Source organism: Microbulbifer maximicatervae (SeqCode), assembly GCF_052468155.1.
In genome coordinates this window covers 1,612,138-1,628,809 of the sequence record NZ_CP174335.1, presented here as the reverse complement: position 1 = coordinate 1,628,809, position 16,672 = coordinate 1,612,138, and the positions used below count along the sequence as shown (strand labels likewise).

The 16,672-nt window shown below is 51.9% G+C and carries 19 protein-coding genes; 3 read left to right on the top strand and 16 right to left on the bottom strand.

Translation table 11 applies throughout. The features are described from left to right. The first annotated feature begins 298 nt into the window (after positions 1–298). Positions 299–871: an elongation factor P gene (gene efp / locus ACJJIY_RS06915; protein WP_108731510.1), complete on the top strand. Its 573-nt coding sequence runs from the start codon at positions 299–301 to the stop codon at positions 869–871. Between the two features lie 53 nt (positions 872–924). After that, positions 925–1,878 carry an EF-P lysine aminoacylase EpmA gene (epmA, locus tag ACJJIY_RS06910; protein ID WP_445359340.1) on the top strand — a complete coding sequence of 318 codons (954 nt, stop codon included), beginning with the start codon at positions 925–927 and terminating at the stop codon, positions 1,876–1,878. Here the strand turns inward: epmA and ACJJIY_RS06905 are convergent. The 14 genes from ACJJIY_RS06905 to ACJJIY_RS06840 form a co-directional block, all read right to left on the bottom strand. After that, positions 1,865–2,677, bottom strand: a complete 813-nt coding sequence (locus ACJJIY_RS06905; RefSeq protein ID WP_445359339.1) for a GNAT family N-acetyltransferase — start codon at positions 2,675–2,677, stop codon at positions 1,865–1,867. The genes epmA and ACJJIY_RS06905 overlap by 14 nt on opposite strands. Positions 2,678–2,769: 92 nt before the next feature. Further along, on the bottom strand, positions 2,770–3,597 hold the full coding sequence (gene cysE, locus ACJJIY_RS06900; RefSeq protein WP_413664156.1) for a serine O-acetyltransferase: 828 nt from the start codon (positions 3,595–3,597) through the stop codon (positions 2,770–2,772). A gap of 1 nt (position 3,598) precedes the next feature. Then, complete coding sequence (locus ACJJIY_RS06895; protein WP_444895389.1) at positions 3,599–4,585, bottom strand: SrkA family protein kinase; 987 nt, start codon at positions 4,583–4,585, stop codon at positions 3,599–3,601. 159 nt (positions 4,586–4,744) lie between these two features. Next, positions 4,745–5,215, bottom strand: a complete 471-nt coding sequence (locus ACJJIY_RS06890) for an ankyrin repeat domain-containing protein (RefSeq protein WP_444895390.1) — start codon at positions 5,213–5,215, stop codon at positions 4,745–4,747. Positions 5,216–5,271: 56 nt separating this feature from the next. Further along, on the bottom strand, positions 5,272–6,771 hold the full coding sequence (locus tag ACJJIY_RS06885) for a catalase (RefSeq protein WP_444895391.1): 1,500 nt from the start codon (positions 6,769–6,771) through the stop codon (positions 5,272–5,274). Positions 6,772–6,936: 165 nt separating this feature from the next. After that, a complete protein-coding gene (locus ACJJIY_RS06880; RefSeq protein WP_444895392.1) occupies positions 6,937–7,323 on the bottom strand; it encodes a DUF6632 domain-containing protein in 387 nt (128 codons plus the stop codon). A 25-nt stretch (positions 7,324–7,348) separates the two neighbouring features. Further along, a complete protein-coding gene (locus tag ACJJIY_RS06875) occupies positions 7,349–7,726 on the bottom strand; it encodes a VOC family protein (protein WP_444895393.1) in 378 nt (125 codons plus the stop codon). A gap of 146 nt (positions 7,727–7,872) precedes the next feature. Further along, complete coding sequence (locus ACJJIY_RS06870; protein ID WP_282930221.1) at positions 7,873–8,289, bottom strand: hypothetical protein; 417 nt, start codon at positions 8,287–8,289, stop codon at positions 7,873–7,875. A gap of 196 nt (positions 8,290–8,485) precedes the next feature. Beyond that, complete coding sequence (gene acs / locus ACJJIY_RS06865; RefSeq protein WP_445359338.1) at positions 8,486–10,423, bottom strand: acetate--CoA ligase; 1,938 nt, start codon at positions 10,421–10,423, stop codon at positions 8,486–8,488. Positions 10,424–10,639: 216 nt separating this feature from the next. Then, the gene (locus ACJJIY_RS06860) at positions 10,640–11,005 is read right to left on the bottom strand and encodes a cupin domain-containing protein (RefSeq protein WP_413664150.1); all 366 of its coding nucleotides are present in this window, start codon (positions 11,003–11,005) and stop codon (positions 10,640–10,642) included. Positions 11,006–11,045: 40 nt separating this feature from the next. Beyond that, positions 11,046–11,420, bottom strand: coding sequence for a 2-thiouracil desulfurase family protein (locus ACJJIY_RS06855; protein WP_445359337.1), 375 nt, complete (start codon positions 11,418–11,420; stop codon positions 11,046–11,048). Between the two features lie 56 nt (positions 11,421–11,476). After that, positions 11,477–12,916, bottom strand: a complete 1,440-nt coding sequence (locus tag ACJJIY_RS06850) for an Ig-like domain-containing protein (protein WP_445359336.1) — start codon at positions 12,914–12,916, stop codon at positions 11,477–11,479. After that, the gene (locus ACJJIY_RS06845) at positions 12,903–13,292 is read right to left on the bottom strand and encodes an Ig-like domain-containing domain (protein WP_445359335.1); all 390 of its coding nucleotides are present in this window, start codon (positions 13,290–13,292) and stop codon (positions 12,903–12,905) included. The genes ACJJIY_RS06850 and ACJJIY_RS06845 overlap by 14 nt, the downstream gene beginning before the upstream one ends. A 265-nt stretch (positions 13,293–13,557) precedes the next feature. Further along, positions 13,558–14,052 (bottom strand): 2-thiouracil desulfurase family protein, encoded by a 495-nt coding sequence (locus ACJJIY_RS06840; protein ID WP_445359334.1) that lies wholly within the window; start codon positions 14,050–14,052, stop codon positions 13,558–13,560. A 178-nt stretch (positions 14,053–14,230) separates the two neighbouring features. Between ACJJIY_RS06840 and ACJJIY_RS06835 the strand changes: the two genes are divergently transcribed. Then, a complete protein-coding gene (locus ACJJIY_RS06835) occupies positions 14,231–15,148 on the top strand; it encodes a polysaccharide deacetylase family protein (RefSeq protein ID WP_445359333.1) in 918 nt (305 codons plus the stop codon). A gap of 44 nt (positions 15,149–15,192) precedes the next feature. On the opposite strand, the gene panD is transcribed toward ACJJIY_RS06835, so the two are convergent. Both panD and panC read right to left on the bottom strand, forming a co-directional pair. Further along, positions 15,193–15,579 (bottom strand): aspartate 1-decarboxylase, encoded by a 387-nt coding sequence (panD, locus tag ACJJIY_RS06830; RefSeq protein WP_413664143.1) that lies wholly within the window; start codon positions 15,577–15,579, stop codon positions 15,193–15,195. Positions 15,580–15,592: 13 nt separating this feature from the next. Then, positions 15,593–16,441, bottom strand: coding sequence for a pantoate--beta-alanine ligase (gene panC, locus ACJJIY_RS06825; protein ID WP_445359652.1), 849 nt, complete (start codon positions 16,439–16,441; stop codon positions 15,593–15,595). Between the last annotated feature and the right edge of the window lie 231 nt (positions 16,442–16,672).

Genomic DNA, 16,672 nt, shown 5'->3' with positions numbered 1-16,672 from the left:
TGGGCTAAAGCCCATTGCATTGTTGGCTGCCCCAATAATTGCAGCTTGGCTATAACAACCGGAACGCCTCCCCTCCATTTCTCTCTGGTATTCGTTCAAGCTCCCACCCTCCTGTATAATCCCGCTCCATCATGCAGGGCTGGCGGTGAAGTCTCTTTTCCCCAGCCAGACGAGTTACCTGCGGCTACCATTTGTGGCGGAAGCGGAGGGCGTTAGCCCAGCCTTGGCCGGAATCGGCTAGAAACAAAAAACTCGTTAAAAATCATATAGATAAATGACTTAAAGGGCTCTATTTGCTATGGCTAGTTACTCCACTAACGAATTCAAGGGCGGCCTCAAGGTGATGCTGGACGGCGACCCCTGCTCAATCGTGGAAAACGAATTCGTCAAACCTGGTAAGGGCCAGGCGTTCAACCGCGTGAAGCTTCGCAACCTGAAAACCGGTCGCGTATGGGAACGCACCTTCCGCTCCGGTGAAAGCCTGGAAGCGGCGGATGTGATGGATCGCGAAATGGAATACTTGTACAACGATGGCGAGTTTTACCATTTCATGGAGCCCGAGACTTTTGAACAGCACCAAGCCAGCAGCGATGCTGTGGGCGATGCTTCAAAATGGCTCAAAGAGCAGGATATCTGTACTGTAACCCTGTACAACGGCTCTCCGCTGGCAGTTACTCCACCCAACCACGTAATCCTGGAAATTACCGATACCGATCCGGGCCTGCGCGGAGACACCGCCCAGGGCGGCACCAAGCCGGCCACTTTGGCTACCGGCGCCGTTGTGAAGGTTCCTCTGTTCCTGGAAATCGGTGAAACCATCAAGGTAGACACCCGCACCGCCGAATACCTGGGCCGTGCCAAGGAAGACTAAGTACCTCCTCCCCTCGAGCGGCCTACGGCCGCTCGTCTCCAGAGCTACCCCACATGAGTACAGATACCTGGCGCCCCACCGCCACTATTGCAGCCCTGCGCCAACGCGCTGCGCTACTCGCTGAAATACGCACATTTTTTGCTGAGCGAAATGTTGTGGAAGCCGAAGTTCCGGTGCTATCCCAGCGCGCCACCAGCGACCCCCATATCGAGTCAATCACCACAGAGTGCCGGGGCAAAAACGCCTACCTGGCCACCAGCCCGGAATTTGGTTTAAAGCGTTTACTCGCCGCAGGACTCGGAGATTGCTACTACTTGGGCAAGGCTTTTCGCCAGGGCGAATCCGGCGGTCGACACAACCCCGAGTTCACCATGTTGGAGTGGTACCGCTGCGGTTGGGACGATCACCAACTGATGGAGGAGGTCGCCGAGCTGCTCTGCGGTATTTTGGCGACGGACCAGGTTCAGTCCCTCAGTTACCGGGAATTGTTTTTAAGGGAGCTGCAACTGGACCCCCACAGTGCCAGCGAAGCCGAGCTGATTTCCTACGTTAAGCGGGAAATGGAATTGTCTTTTGTACCCCGTGAACGCAGTGAGTGCCTGGACCTGCTCATGAGCCACCGCCTGGAACCCACCATGAGGGAGGGCATCACCCTGCTGTACGACTTCCCCGCAGAGCAAGCGGCACTGGCAAAAGTGGTGGAAGATGAACAGGGGACGCCCGTCGCCAGGCGCTTCGAGGCCTATGTGGGTGGATTGGAACTGGCCAATGGCTATTGGGAGCTGACCGACAGCGCGGAACAGCAACGCCGCTTTGAAAAAGATCTGGAATACCGCCGCAATAACCAGCGCCCTGTACACCCCTTTGAAGAGCGTCTGGTTGCGGCCCTGGATCAAGGCATGCCCGAGTGCGCCGGGGTCGCGCTGGGAGTCGACCGATTGCTGATGTTAAAAGACGGTTACCGATCGATTGAGGAAGTTATCGCCTTCCCTTTCAGTCGGGCTTAGCGGCCGCCGGCGCCGGAGTGTATTGATAGCGGGCAACCTCGCCAACTGCAAAAAAGCCACTATCGAGCAGTAGCTGCTGGCGATCCGCCGGCACCAAAGCCACCAGATTTTTATGGTGGCTGCCCTGGGCAGCGGTTAGCAAATGCTTGAACAGAGCTCGGCCAATCCCGCGACCCCGGTAGTCCGGAAGCGTCACCAGGTCATAGAGTCCCAATGCATCCGCTGCCGCAAACAGGCAACCGGCGGCCACCGGCACACCATCCAGCTTAGCGAGGAATAATTTCAGCCGCCCGCGTCGCTGCTCGGGAATTTCCTGCAGTCCCTGATAAAAGTGCGCCAACTGCGCCCCCTCCTGCTCCCCCGCCGCCGCAGCCTGCACCGCGCCGTAATCAGGCAAGGCCTCTTTTTTCACCGCACTAATGGCCAACTGTTCCACTACCGGAACCTCGGCAGCGCTGAGTCGGGGTATCTCAGCGGCCATAGCTACCTGGGACTGGCGCCGCTTTAGCCCAAGCTCATCCAAAGCGTCATTGTCCAGGGGTTTGGAGGCACTGTGCCAAAGGGTGAAGGGGCTGTGCCGCTCGGCAAAATAATCCAGCGCAAAACGCTGAATAATGCGCGGCGGCATTACCATATTGGAAATCACCTGATTGAGCCCAATGGAAGGCAGGCCGCTATCACTGCGGACAATACCTGTAATTTCCTTGGTGCAATCCGGAGTTACCAGGCTCGCGCGGTAATCCGCATAAGCCTCCAAATTTCGGCAGGTAAGATTTTTAGCGCTGAGACTATATTTCATGGGTCAAAGGATAGTGCCAAGAACAGTGCCGTTGCATCATTTCCCCAGTGATCCCAGCCCCGTAGCCTGTGTTCGCCACGGAGCGACAAGCCTTACTTCTGTACTTGCGACAGGGCACACTGGTCCATGGATAATGCCGGTTCAGCACAGGTGGCTGCCCCGACAACTTTTGCCGGCACTCCGGCCACTAACACCTTTGCCGGTACCGTTTTAAGAACCACACTTCCCGAAGCAATCTGGGCGCACTCGCCAATTTCAATATTACCCAGCACCTTGCTGCCCGCACCGATTAAAACCCCGTGGCGGATTTTCGGATGGCGGTCCCCGCTCTCTTTACCAGTGCCGCCCAGTGTAACGGACTGCATGATGGAAACATTGTTTTCCACTACAGCCGTTTCACCTATAACGATACCGGTCGCGTGATCCAGCAATATACCGTCACCCATACGCGCAGCCGGGTGGATATCCACACTGAATACGACAGAGACACGGTGCTGTAAGAACATAGCCAGGGAGCGGCGCTGCTGCTGCCACAGCCAGTGGGCCACACGGTGAACCTGCAAGGCGTGAAAGCCCTTAAAGTACAGGAAGGGCTCGTGCAGGGAGTGGCAGGCGGAATCCCGCAGGTAAATTGCGTTCAAATCCGCTCGCGCCGCATGCCCTATGGAAGGGTCAGCTTGTAGTGCTTCATCGATAACCTCGCGAATTAACAGCGCCGGTGCCACCGCATTGTCCAGCTTGTTGGCTAGGTGAAAGCTAAGCGCCGCCTCCAGGGAGTTGTGATTCAGGATGGTCGCGTGTAGAAAGCTGGCCAGGATCGGCTCCCGCTCTACTTGTTGCGCCACCTCTATACGAATCTTCTCCCAAATCAGATCCGCCTCAGCCTCGGTGCATGTCGCATCCATTATTGCTTTCTCCATGTTACACAGCCCCCAGGGTCAACGGGGGCTCCAGCAGCGCCGACTGCTGTTCGCGCAATGCCAGTATATGCTCTGCCCAGTAACGGGCAGTATTAAACCAGGGGAACGCCTGGGGAAAAGCCGGGTCCTGCCAGCGCCGCGCCAACCAGGCAGCGTGATGCATCTGCCGCAGGCAGCGCAGAGGTTCCACCAGCTGCAACTGCTGGGGATCAAAACTATAGAAGGTTTCATAGCCTTCCAACACTGCATCCAGGTAGGCGGTTTGCTCTGCGCGATTGCCGGAAATCAACATCCAGATATCCTGGATCGCCGGCCCCATCAGGCAGTCGTCCAAGTCCACAAACCAGGGAGTCTCATCCCGCCACAGGAAGTTGCCACTGTGACAATCACCGTGCAGACGCAGCACATCCCAGTCCCGCTCAAACAGCGGGGCTATCTGTTCGATAATGTGGCCCGTGACGGAAGCGTAGGCCTCCTGGTTCTCACGTGGCAGGAAGTCTCCATTCAGGATAAATTCCCGGCTATCGATTGCGAATCGCTGCAAAGTGAGGGATGGGCGATAGCTGAAAGGTTTGGCGCTGCCGGCTGCATGAATGCGACCCAACATGGTCCCCACCTGCTCCAGGTGATCAAAGTTATCCAGCTCCAACTGGCGACCGCCCCGTCGGGGGAAAAGCGCAAAACGGAATCCAGCGGACTCCATCAGGGTGCGCCCATCAAACTGTATCGGTGCCACCACAGGAATTTCGGCCTCTGCCAGCTCCAGGGTGAACTGGTGCTCCTCCATTATCTGCTCATCACTCCAGCGCCCTGGGCGATAGAACTTGGCAATTAACGGCTCGGCATCCTCAATACCCACCTGATAGACGCGGTTTTCATAACTGTTTAGAGGGAAAATGCGCGCATCGGAAATCAGCCCGGTAGTCTCGACACAGTCGATCACCACGTCCGGCGTGAGGGCTTCATAGGGATGATGATTCGAGGTCATAGTGGGTACCAACTGGATTGCAGCTGGCTATGCTAACGCGGTCGCGGGGGCGGGGACAAACTGAGAAATGTGCCGCAAGCTAAAGCGGCCAACTCAAGAGGATTTCACGCAGGACAGGAGCGGTGACACCATCCAATGCCAACCGCACAAAAAACTGTCTTAGTCGCCATTTGCCCGCTGTTGCTGCAATAGTCGAACTATCTGGTCACGACCAAAGACTTCGGCAAAATCCTCGGCGGAATGGCCGGCCTTATTCACCTGCTGCGAATCGCAATCCTGCTTTAGCAGGGTTCGTGCAAGGGCAAACTCACCGCGAAAAATCGCTGCCATCAGGGCAGTATTGCCACGGCGATCCTGGGCACAGGCATCTGCACCTCTCTGCAACAGGTAGTCCACAGCCTCCCCGTTGCCGTTGTAAGTGGCAATCATCAGTGCCGTATAACCTTTCGGGCTGCGTACATCCAGGGGGAAACCCGCTTGCGAAAATTCACGCAGCACCTCGGTATCACCAATCCTGGCTGCGGCAAAATAATACTGGGAGAGCTCGGTAAAATCAGATTCCGTTTTTTCCGGCTCCCCTGCCTGAACCCCCAAGGTGAGAAAGAGTAGTGCGAATAAAAATGATCTCATAATTTCACCTGTATAAATTTAGCGGGCGACAGAGGTCCCCCGCACTTGGGTAAAAATTACCGGGCCAGTTTTTTCACGCGATCCAGATCTCCACCAACTGCTTTGGTTAAGCGCTGTCCGTAGTCCTTGTCCGCTCGGTAGAAGTGACTCAGCATAATGTGCTTAGTGTTTTCATCACTCACTTTACCCAGATCACCAGCGAGGTTTTCAATCAGATTCTGGCGCTCTTCAGGGCTCAGGCTGCGGTAGAAAGCACCCGCCTGGGCAAACGGCAGTTTCTTTTCAATCGCTTTCTGCTGGGTACTGCCATTCAGCACCTTGTTGCTATAAAGACCTTTAGGGTCCTCGTTGCGCGCATCGATGCGGCTCGGCTGATAGTTCACATCTGAAGTCTGCTGGCCGTAGTTACTCGCTCCATCCTGGTTCCAGTTATTTACGGCAACACGGGGACGGTTGATAGGCAATTGCTGGTGATTGGCCCCCAGGCGATACATTTGCGTATCGGAGTATGAGAACACGCGACCCTGCAGCAGGCGGTCTTCCGAAGGCTCAATACCCGGCACAATATTGGCTGGCGCAAATGCGGACTGCTCAGTTTCCCGAAAGAAATTTTTGGGCACACGATTGAGTGTCATGGTGCCCACTTTGGTTTCCTTCACGTCCAACCACATTTTGGTGGCGTCCAGGGGGTTGTAATTGAAGCTGCTCAGCTGTGAGGGTTTCAGTACTTTAATAAACAGATCCCACTGCGGATATTCGCCTTTTTCAATCGCGGCATACATATCGCGAGTTGCGTGGCTGAAGTCCTTGCTCTGAATTTCTGCTGCCTCTTCCGCAGTCAGGTTTTTAATGCCCTGACGGGTTTTCCAGTGGAATTTCACATAGTTCACTTCACCCTTGTCATTGATAAATTTATAGGCGTGAACACCCCAGCCATCCATCTGGCGCAAGTTAGCCGGTGTTCCGTAATCGGAATAGACCCAGCTCAGCATATGGGTGGATTCCGGCACATGGCTAAAGAAATCAAAGAAACGGTTGGGGTCCTGTTGATTAGTCACCGGGGAGGGCTTCAGGGAGTGAACCATATCCGGGAATTTAATCGCGTCGCGGATAAAAAATACCGGCAGGTTGTTACCCACCAAATCCCAGTTACCTTCTTCCGTATAAAACTTGGTGGCAAATCCACGGGGATCGCGCAGGGTTTCCGGGGAACCTTTTGAGTGGATTACTGTTGAAAAGCGCACAAACACTGACGTTTTACTACCGCGCTCAAACACCGCTGCGCGGGTTAAATCACTGAGGTCAGCTGTCGCAACAAATTCACCGTGAACACCAGTTCCACGAGCATGAACTACACGCTCGGGAATACGTTCACGGGCAAAACGCTGCAATTTCTGAATCAGTTGAACATCTTGCAGCAAATTACCGCCATTTTCTCCAGCAGTTTGTGCGTTCTGGTTGTCTCCGACAGGTGCGCCATTATCGCGAGTCAATGTCTCTGCATTGGCACCGCCTATCAGACCGATAGTTAATGCAAATAAGGGTAAGTATTTCATGGGATTATTTATCTCTACTGCCATCTCTATTACAGGAGTAGAGCTTATAAGGGGGATCAATAAGCGGGAAATTAGACCTTGTTATCGCTCTTATAGCAGAGATCAATAATGATGAGTCAGGAGGAGCAATTCAGAATTTCTGAGAAATCGGAAAAGGAAAAAAGTTTAATCAGATTTTTTTTGCCTGGGCATAAGATACCAAAGCACAGCAGCAATCAAAAAAAGTGCGGGAATATCTCCCATCAAATTGATTCGCTCGGTTTTATCCACCAATGCCTGCACCAACATAATGACGGCATGTACAAGGCTGGACCATATGGTGAACCAAATTAAACTGGCATTTGCGGCGGGATTTTTTGCAGCGCGTATTAAAAACACCCCCAAGGTGACATAAATACCGATAATCATTTGCTCGTATTCCGGCTGCCGCGGGGTCCAGCCCCACCCTTCCGGCCAAATCCACATCATCATCGGGTAAATCGCCAGAATAAAAAGCGCTCCTACAACGACCAGCGCTATTGGCAGGTATTTTGCTCGGGTTGCCTCGTTCATAAATTACTCCCAAATCTCGATCGACTTATTCCTGTAAGTCCCCCGGTAAATGACACACCACTTCCAGGTTATGCCCATCGGGATCAAGCACGTAGGCGGCATAATAATCCGGGTGATGTTGTTCGTAGACAGCCGGTGCGCCATTGTCTTTACCCCCGGCCTCCAGGGCCAAGCGATAGAACTCCCTGACCACCTGCCGCTCTTCAGCGCGAAAGGCGATATGCAATTGTGGAGTGGTGCTGGTCCCCCCACGAATCCAGAGTTCCGCTTTATCTGCCCAACCAAAGCCCGCCCAATCATCAAACTCCATCACCAACTGGTATCCCAGTGGCATCAGCGCCTGCTGATAGAAGTCCTTACTGCGTTCATAGCTGTGCACATAAAGGCGGATATGATCAAGCATCGTATAAACCTTGGGAGGGAAGCGGATACTTCTGCAAGATAGCCTAGCGAGGGGAGTCACGCCGACTTTTAGACGTGCGAGACAAAGAGGAGGTTGTGGCAGGTAGTTCACTTCATGCAGTCATACCCGCCACTGTAAGGTTGGGATTAAGGGGCGATATACCAGTGATAAATACCGTAAGAAGCGACGCCCAGACCAAAGAACAGCTGCCCCACCAACAAAACCCTGAAAGCGAAAGTGTATCGGGCCAAGTCACCTCGGCGAATGGCATCGTTGGAAAAAATTCTCGCTTCCTCAGGGAATCCCATTTCCAGGGTTTTCAGTGCCGGAACAGCAAGCTTGATAAGCTGGCGGCTGCGAATGTCCATCAGCCAAAATACGGTTACCAGTATGACCACAGACCCTCCCAGCAACGCCAGGATTAGAGGGTGGAAGTCTTTCTCCATGGCAGTGAAAATTCCTCCCTCAACAAACATGGTTAACACAACAAAAAAATTAAAAACCTTGAGGCGCTGATCGGCGGCGAAGCGGTAGTGATCGCAGAGGTACTGTCCCTGTTCCAAACGGAATCTCCTTAACTGTAAATACCCTGAAAACAATATCCGGAGTTAGAGGGTTACTAACTGTGCAAAGCAGCAGGCATTTACTTGTCTATTTAACTGAAAATGGCGCAAAAATCGGGGAGGAATTTAACCTCTGCCCCAATGAAAAGGCCGGGCTATGCCCGGCCAATAAAACCTTCACGCGCCACACCTATGGTCAGCGATTTTCGCGGTGATCAATCAATGCGTCAACCACAGTGGGATCGGCAAGAGTGGAAACGTCTCCCAGATTGTCCAACTCATTGCAGGCAATCTTCCTCAGGATACGCCGCATGATTTTGCCGGAACGGGTTTTTGGCAGTGCTGGCGCCCATTGGATAAAGTCAGGCTTGGCAATTGGCCCTATCTCCTTGCGACAGAGTTCAATTAATTCTGCCTTCAGCTCATCGCTGGGTTCATGGCCGGATTTAAGCATTACAAAGGCATAGATTCCCTGCCCTTTGATATCGTGGGGATAACCTACCACCGCTGCCTCCGCCGTATCATTGTGCAGTACCAGGGCGCTCTCAATCTCCGCTGTTCCCAGGCGGTGTCCAGAGACATTTAACACATCATCAATGCGCCCTGTAATCCAGTAATAACCATCACTATCGCGGCGGGCACCATCGCCAGTAAAGTAATAACCGGGGAATGCGGAAAAATAAGTATCCAGCATTCGCTGGCGATTGCCGTACACATCCCGAATCATGGAGGGCCAGCTCTTTTTAATCACCAGAGAGCCCTCGCCCTCCCCTTCAATCTCCCGGCCTTCACTATCCAGCAGCGCGGGCTGTACCCCAAAGAAGGGCCGAGTGGCTGACCCGGGTTTCAATGCCATGGCACCGGGCAATGGGGTGATCATCTGCGCACCGGTTTCAGTTTGCCACCAAGTGTCCACAATCGGGCAGCGCTCATCGCCCACCACACTGTAATACCACTCCCAGGCTTCCGGGTTTATCGGCTCACCCACGGTGCCTAAGAGTCGCAGGGAGCTGCGCTCGGCGGCTTTTACAAACTCGTCACCCGCTCCCATCAACGCCCGAATCGCTGTCGGCGCGGTGTAGAAAATATTGACCTGGTGCTTATCCACAACCTGCCAAAAGCGTGAAGCATCCGGGTAAGTGGGCACTCCCTCAAACATCAGGCTGGTGGCCCCGGCACACAATGGTCCATAGACGATATAGCTGTGCCCAGTGATCCAGCCCACATCGGCAGTACACCAAAAAATCTCTCCCTCGCGATAATCAAAGGTATATTTGAAAGTCATGGTGGCCATCAGCAGATAGCCGGCAGTAGTATGCAGGACCCCTTTGGGTTTACCGGTAGAGCCCGAGGTATAAAGGATAAACAGCGGGTCTTCCGCTCTCATTACTTCAGGCGCGCAGTCCGGCTCCATCTCACCTATGGATTCGCCATACCAGATATCCCGCTTGCTATCCCAGTCTACCGGTGTGCCCGTGTGTTTAACCACAATTGTCGTATGCACATTAGGGCAGTCCACCAGCGCTTTATCCACATTGGCTTTAAGCGGTACTCGCTTACCGCCGCGAACCGCTTCATCAGCAGTGATCACCAGACGACAATCGGAATCGAGAATACGGTCTTTCAGGGACACCGGGGAGAAACCACCAAATACTACCGAGTGCACAGCACCGATACGGGCACAGGCGAGCATCGCATAAGCCGCCTCGGGGATCATCGGCATATAAATACACACCCGATCCCCCTTTTTAACTCCCCGGGATTTCAGCAGGTTGGCCAAGCGACACACATTTTCGTACAGGCTCTGATAGCTGATTACCTTGCTGTCAGCGGGATCATCTCCTTCCCACAGAATTGCGGTCTGCTCGCCACGGCTGGCCAGGTGCCGATCGATGCAGTTTACGGTTACGTTCAACTGGCCATCGGAGAACCAGGCGGTATGGCCTTTGTGCAGATCCTCCTCAAGAACCTGGGTGAACGGCTTGTCCCATTGCAAAAAGTCCTTGGCCTGTTGTGCCCAAAACGCCTCTGGGCTTTCCACCGACTGGCGGTACATTGTCTCGTAGTCTTCGGCGCTAATAAGCGCATTGGCAGCAAAACCGGGGGAGACTGGGCGGGTATGCACTTCAGACATCATCTTCTCCTTTATTATTAGCGTGGCATGGCTAGCCTAGAGAAATCTGAGTTTATTAGAGCTTTATTCTTGTCACTTTATAACATAGCCGCTGCGAAACAGTCCCCTCATCTCAAAATTTGGCATGGGGCGAAGACAATCCAACGCAGGCCCTGAAAGGTGCAAGTTAATCAGACAAGCAAACAGTAAAAGAAAGTTGATTAACAGCTCAATCACTTAGATCCAGACATCATTTTTCGCAGTTAGATCTCCACCGGCATCGCCCGTATTAACGACCCCTTTAGGCTCAATCAATAGTACTTCACATTCCTGTTCAGCTCTGGGTTTATGCTCCACACCCTTTGGTACTACCGTCATCTCACCAGGTCCAAGGGATATGACACTATCGCGAAACTCGATCTGCATATGCCCGGAAACTACAACAAACACCTCATCGGTATCGGGATGATCATGCCAGGTAAATTCACCCTGGATCTTAACCAATTTAAACTGGTAATCGTTCATCTCGGCAATCACTTTAGGGGACCAGTGCTCCGAGAACAGGTTCAATTTTTCTTTAAAATTGATAACTTTAGAATTCACTTTTATACCTACCTTTAATATGACTATATATCTGGAAAGCTTAGTTATCTCTGGATACTTCCAAAAGTTTCCTAAGCCTGCCCACAATATTCTGGTTAAATACCTGTATACCCTCCCTCCTCCGTAGTGCAGACACAACGCCAGAACCAACTATTTTCGCACCAGAAAAAATACCATCGTAAATATAATCACTACCACATGATGGGCTATTTTCCGTAAGTACTGCGTATTTAATATTGTGCTGCAGACATAGCTGTAATGCCCGTTTAGCTCCCCGTATAAATTGCTCAGTTAAGTCTTCTTTATTTATCCCTAAAACTTTGGCTGAGCCCGCTAAAACCTCTGCACCTCTACCGCCGCTAATCTCAGCCGGAACCCTGGGAACAGGCAGTCCGACTGCAACCTCAGAAAACAAATCAACTTAAGTTTGCCTGTACCGGGTTATCAGCCCGGTACATTTAACAGAGAAAACTAACGAGATTGGAAAATAAGAAAGCGGTTATTACCCGAGTCGTTGATAATCAACTTATCTTCATAAACGGTAATACCGTCGGGCCATTTCAGCGTAGCTGCACTTGGCAACTCCCCCTCGTCAGCAACCCCATTTTGGTTGCTATCGTTGAAGGCACTGCGATCAAAATCTTCCTGCCCCAAGACAATATCTGCCGGAGCGAAATTTTCCTGTGGCCACTGGTTCCAGATCAACACTCGGTTATTTTCGCCGTCCACCACAAAAAGCTGAATGCCGTTAGACCAGATACCCCGCTCTAACAAACTCAGGGTTTGTCGACTCGGGGGCTGACTTTCATCACTGACAAAATCTGCTTGCCCCAAAACTATATCCGCCGGAGCAAAGCTACTAGTAGGCATTGAGTTCCACAGAAGTACCCGGTTATTTTCCGAGTCGGTGATGGCTAACTTTTCTCCATCGCTCCACACATCTCCGGGCGTAGCCAATGTGCGAGCACTGGGCTGCTGCATAACCGAGCCATCTTGCTCACGGTCGTTAGGGGTGCAGTTTTCCAGTGTGGATTGGCCCAGCAGCCAATCCGGTGCCGCATCTTCCATTGAGGGCAAGTCATCCCACACCACCATTCGAGCTTTAGACCACGAGGCCGCGAATACGCGTCCCTCGGCAATCATTGCACTGGAATATACGGAGCCGTTACCCTGGCAGCTGTCCTGCGGCAGTTTGGCACTAGGCAGTGCCCGACCATCTTCGGGAATAGTATCGTAAACAAAAATACTGTGGCCCCGAGTACCAAACAAGTAATTTATTAAAAGTTTTCCACTATCAAAACTTATGCTTGTGGGCCCGCGACCAAACTCTCCCCCGCTGCTATCGTCAAGACTATCTTTATTAAGCGCCGCATTGGCCGGCGCTCCATTGCTTGTGGGGACCGAATTAAAAATTAACACCCGATTATTTGTATAATCGGGTACGAACAACTTCCCCTCATCAGTAACGGCAGCGGAACCCAGGGGGCCCTCGCCAAGATTCTTTGCATTGATGGCGGTCAAAGTACTGGAAAAATCATCCTGGCCGATGACGACCTGCGCACTGTCAAAATTCTCAAAGTACAATGGCACAGTAAAATTGTGCTGTTCAGCGGGGAGATCCAGGCCAGCGGGGTCTTTGGCTTCAAGGTGCAGGCTGCGATTCTCCCCGGACAGCCAGCGGCTCTTGGGAGCTATCACCAAGGTGTCGTCATTAAAGCGCGACTGGGACCAGGTCAGAGTGTATTCATCATTCAGCAACAAACCGCTAATTTGCAGGCTGTCGCGATCCATCGACTCAGAAAACTGTACCGTGATTGCGCCATCCTTCTCCAAACGCTCCTGTGCTGGGGATACACTGACTACGGAAGGGGCAATTTCATCCACGGTATAGTGAACATCAACCTCTGCCATCTGGTTGCCAGCCGCATCCTGCGCGGCAATTGTCAGGGAGAGTTCTAGTCCCTTTGCCCACTCCGCTATCGGGGTTAAGATCAGGGTGTCCTGATCGACTTGAGAGAGCTTCTCCCATTTCCTGCATGGCGCCACTTAGAGACACATCCTCCAATGCCACCGCTTCGCTAAAATCCAGCAGTAGGGTGCCGGTTGCTGCAATAGAGGCCCCGCTGGCGGGAGTCAGTGTCAGGCTCGGCGGAGTGGTATCCACAGGCGCAGGATCTTCACCACCACCACCGCTGCCACCGCTGCAGCCATAAAACGCGGAACTGATCGCCAGTACCAATGCGGCTTTGATAAACTTGCTATCGGCTTTAAAAAACTTGCCTTCCACCACTGCCTCCTGCAGCCATTTAAATAGCCAACAGGGTATTCAGTCTTACCTGTTTATTGCCACAGCAGTCACTGCCAATCTGGACCCTAAAAATGACAAAACCTAACAGGCTGGGTGCTGTGTCACAAAAGGATAATTTTCAGGGACACTGCGCTAATCGTACCGACATCTGGCAGCCACCGGCTTCGCCGGTATTAATCAACCTACAGGGCCTAACTATGACCAATGCCCTTTTTGCCGATCTAATTTTATTAATACTAACAACTTAGTTAGCTCTGGATGCACTTATCAATTCTCTAAGTTGCCCAACAGTATGTTGACTAAAAACTATTATTCCCATCCTTTGAAGAAGCGCAGACACAACACCAGAACCCATTATTTTTGTCCCTGAAAAACTGCCATCGTAAATATAGTTACTTCCGCAAGAGGGACTATTTTCCGTAAGCACTGCATACTGGATATTGTGTTTCCTGCATAATTCCAGAGCCAGTTTGGCCCCCAGCATAAATTGCTCAGTTAGATCTGTTCTATCACTACCTATAACCCCGGCAGTTCCATCTAACACCTCTGTTCCATTTGCGCCACAGATCTCAGCCGGCACCCTCGGAATAGGCAATCCTGCCGCCACTTCCGGACACAAGGAAACAATTTCCTGAGTATCCACAAGCCACTCAAAATCATCGCTATTGGCCTCAACACTACTACCGTCATAGCGCACGGCGCAGTTCAAAAGGCAGGAACTAACAAGTATTTTGGCCATATACATCTGAAGCTATAGTGGACACAATAGGAAGCCGAACTCTACCGCAACTGAGCCTAGGCTACTGGACAACGCAGGTTTTCTGACCAGTAAATTAAGACAGAAAACCTGAATAGAAGGACAACTAAATCCTAGCCTGGCGAACAGCTCGTAAATAAACTCATTAGAGTAATAAACCATGCAGCGTTCAGTCATATTATTGATAATTTACTTGTTGGCAATCCCAGTCACTAGCGCCAAACAACTGGCAATTACTTTCGATGATGCCCCACGTAAAGCCGATGGTTATTTTGATGGACCAACGCGGGCTAAAACGTTAATTGAAAACTTAGAAGAATATAAAGTTGGCAAAGTAGCCTTCTTTTCCAATACTCAATCCTTCGATAAGGAAGGGTTGGAGCGGATGAACCGCTACGATAAGGCTAGGCATATTATTGGCAATCACACCCATAGCCATCCCAATTTTCTGGAAACAGGGCTATCCACTTATCAAGCGGATTTTTTGCAGGCCCACCAGCTGCTTCAACAATTTGACAACTTTAAACCCTATTTTCGCTTTCCCTATCTGCGCGAGGGAGAAACTGTCGAAAAACGCGATGGTATCCGGAATCTACTACAGAAAAATAACTATCAAAACGCCTATATCACCTTAAATAACTACGACTGGTATATCGAAGAACTTTTCCAAACGGCAGTAAAAGATGGGAAAGCAGTTGATATGGAAAGACTCTCCAACTTTTATGTCGACGTTCTTATGGCGAGCATTAAGTACTACGACGATATGGCAATTAAATATCTCGGGCGCTCCCCAAAGCACGTCATACTGTTGCATGAAATGGATATTTCAGCCCTGTTTATTGGTGATCTGGCTGAACGACTGAGGAAGGAAGGCTGGGAGATAATTCCTTTAGAGGAGGCCTATCGGGACCCCATCGCCAAATACCAACTCGCCCAACCGATCAAATATAACCCTGGCAGAATCGGCGAAATCGCTTTAGCTAAAGGACAAAAGAAAAACCTCTGGCACTACACCCTGGACGAGTCCTACCTGGAAAAGAGGTTTAATCAGGAAGTGTTATTAATGTCTGGTCAATAAGTGGCGGGAGTGCTACAGGGCACAACGCCCTGTAGCGAGAAGAGTCAGGCTTCGGCTAGCTGAACCGGAATCGTATTAGTGCTGCGCTCTACCTTGTTGTTCTCATCCAGGTAGACCAGCTTGGGCTTGTGGTTATCGGCTTCGCCCTCTGTCATCTGCGCATAGGAAGCGATAATAATGCGGTCACCCACCTGTACTCTGCGTGCAGCGGCGCCGTTCATGGAGATAATACCGGAACCGCGCTCGGCGAGGATCACATAGGTGTGGAAGCGCTCACCATTGCTCACATTGTAAATATCGATTTTCTCGAATTCGCGCAGGCCAGCCAGCTCTACCAGGTCCTCATCAATTGCACAGGAACCGTCATACCAGAGTTCGGCCTGAGTCACTGCGGCCATGTGCAACTTGCACTTCAACATTTCAATTTGCATAGTTGGATGCCCCTCAGAGTTCCAGGGAAACATTGTCGATCAGGCGCGCTGCACTAGTGTACATAGCTCCCAGGATCGTGATTTCTTTATCGTCATCTGCCGCTGGCTGTAAATCCTTGCTGTAACAGATGGAGAAGTAGTCAACTCGAAAGCCACTCTCTTCAATTCGCTTGCGCGCCTCTGTTTCGAGGTCGGCGAAATCCCGGCGTCCAGCCACAATTTCATCCTTGGCCCAGTTAAGTAACTGATTGAGCACAGCAACCTTCGGTCGCTCTTCCGCAGTGATATAACCATTGCGAGAGCTCATTGCCAAGCCATCTTCCTCACGGTGCACCGGCGCCGCCACAATTTCCACCGGCATACACAGGTCTTCCACCATACGGCGGATCACTGCTAACTGCTGGAAATCCTTAATCCCGAAAATAGCCTTATCCGGCTGCACAATGTTGAAAAGCTTCGAAACTACAGTGGTGACCCCTTCAAAGTGACCCGGTCGGCTGGCGCCGCACAGGACATCGGTCATCGCCGGACAAACCACGCGGGTCTGCTGATCCATGCCGTTGGGGTAAATCTCACTCTCATCCGGGTGGAACAGGAAGTCACAGTCCGCTTCCCGCAGGCTGGCCATATCCCGCTCCATAGTGCGCGGATACTTATCCCAATCCTCATTCAAACCGAATTGCAGTCGGTTGACGAAGATGGATACCACAACCAGATCGCAGTGTTGCTGGGCGATTTTGACCAGCTCTATATGGGCATCGTGCAGATTGCCCATGGTTGGCACAAAGCCGACGGTCTTGCCGTCTTTGCGGGCCTGGGCCAGCGCCTCGCGCAGACTTGTTACGTGGTGGAAGACTTGCATCTTGCTACCGCTCACTATGAATCAGCGCGGCATCATACTCGCTGAGACCAGGTGTCTCAACATAGCAAAATTGCCGCTCTCAATAAGATTTCGCCGCAGAATCCAGCCTGTGGCCCCGCCAGACAATCTCTGCCCATACCTGAACTGCTAGTCACTATCGACGCCGTCGATTGCCGCCGAATTTTACCCCATTCAGTTCAGGAAGTGTTCAGACCCGCCAGGGCAAACTTC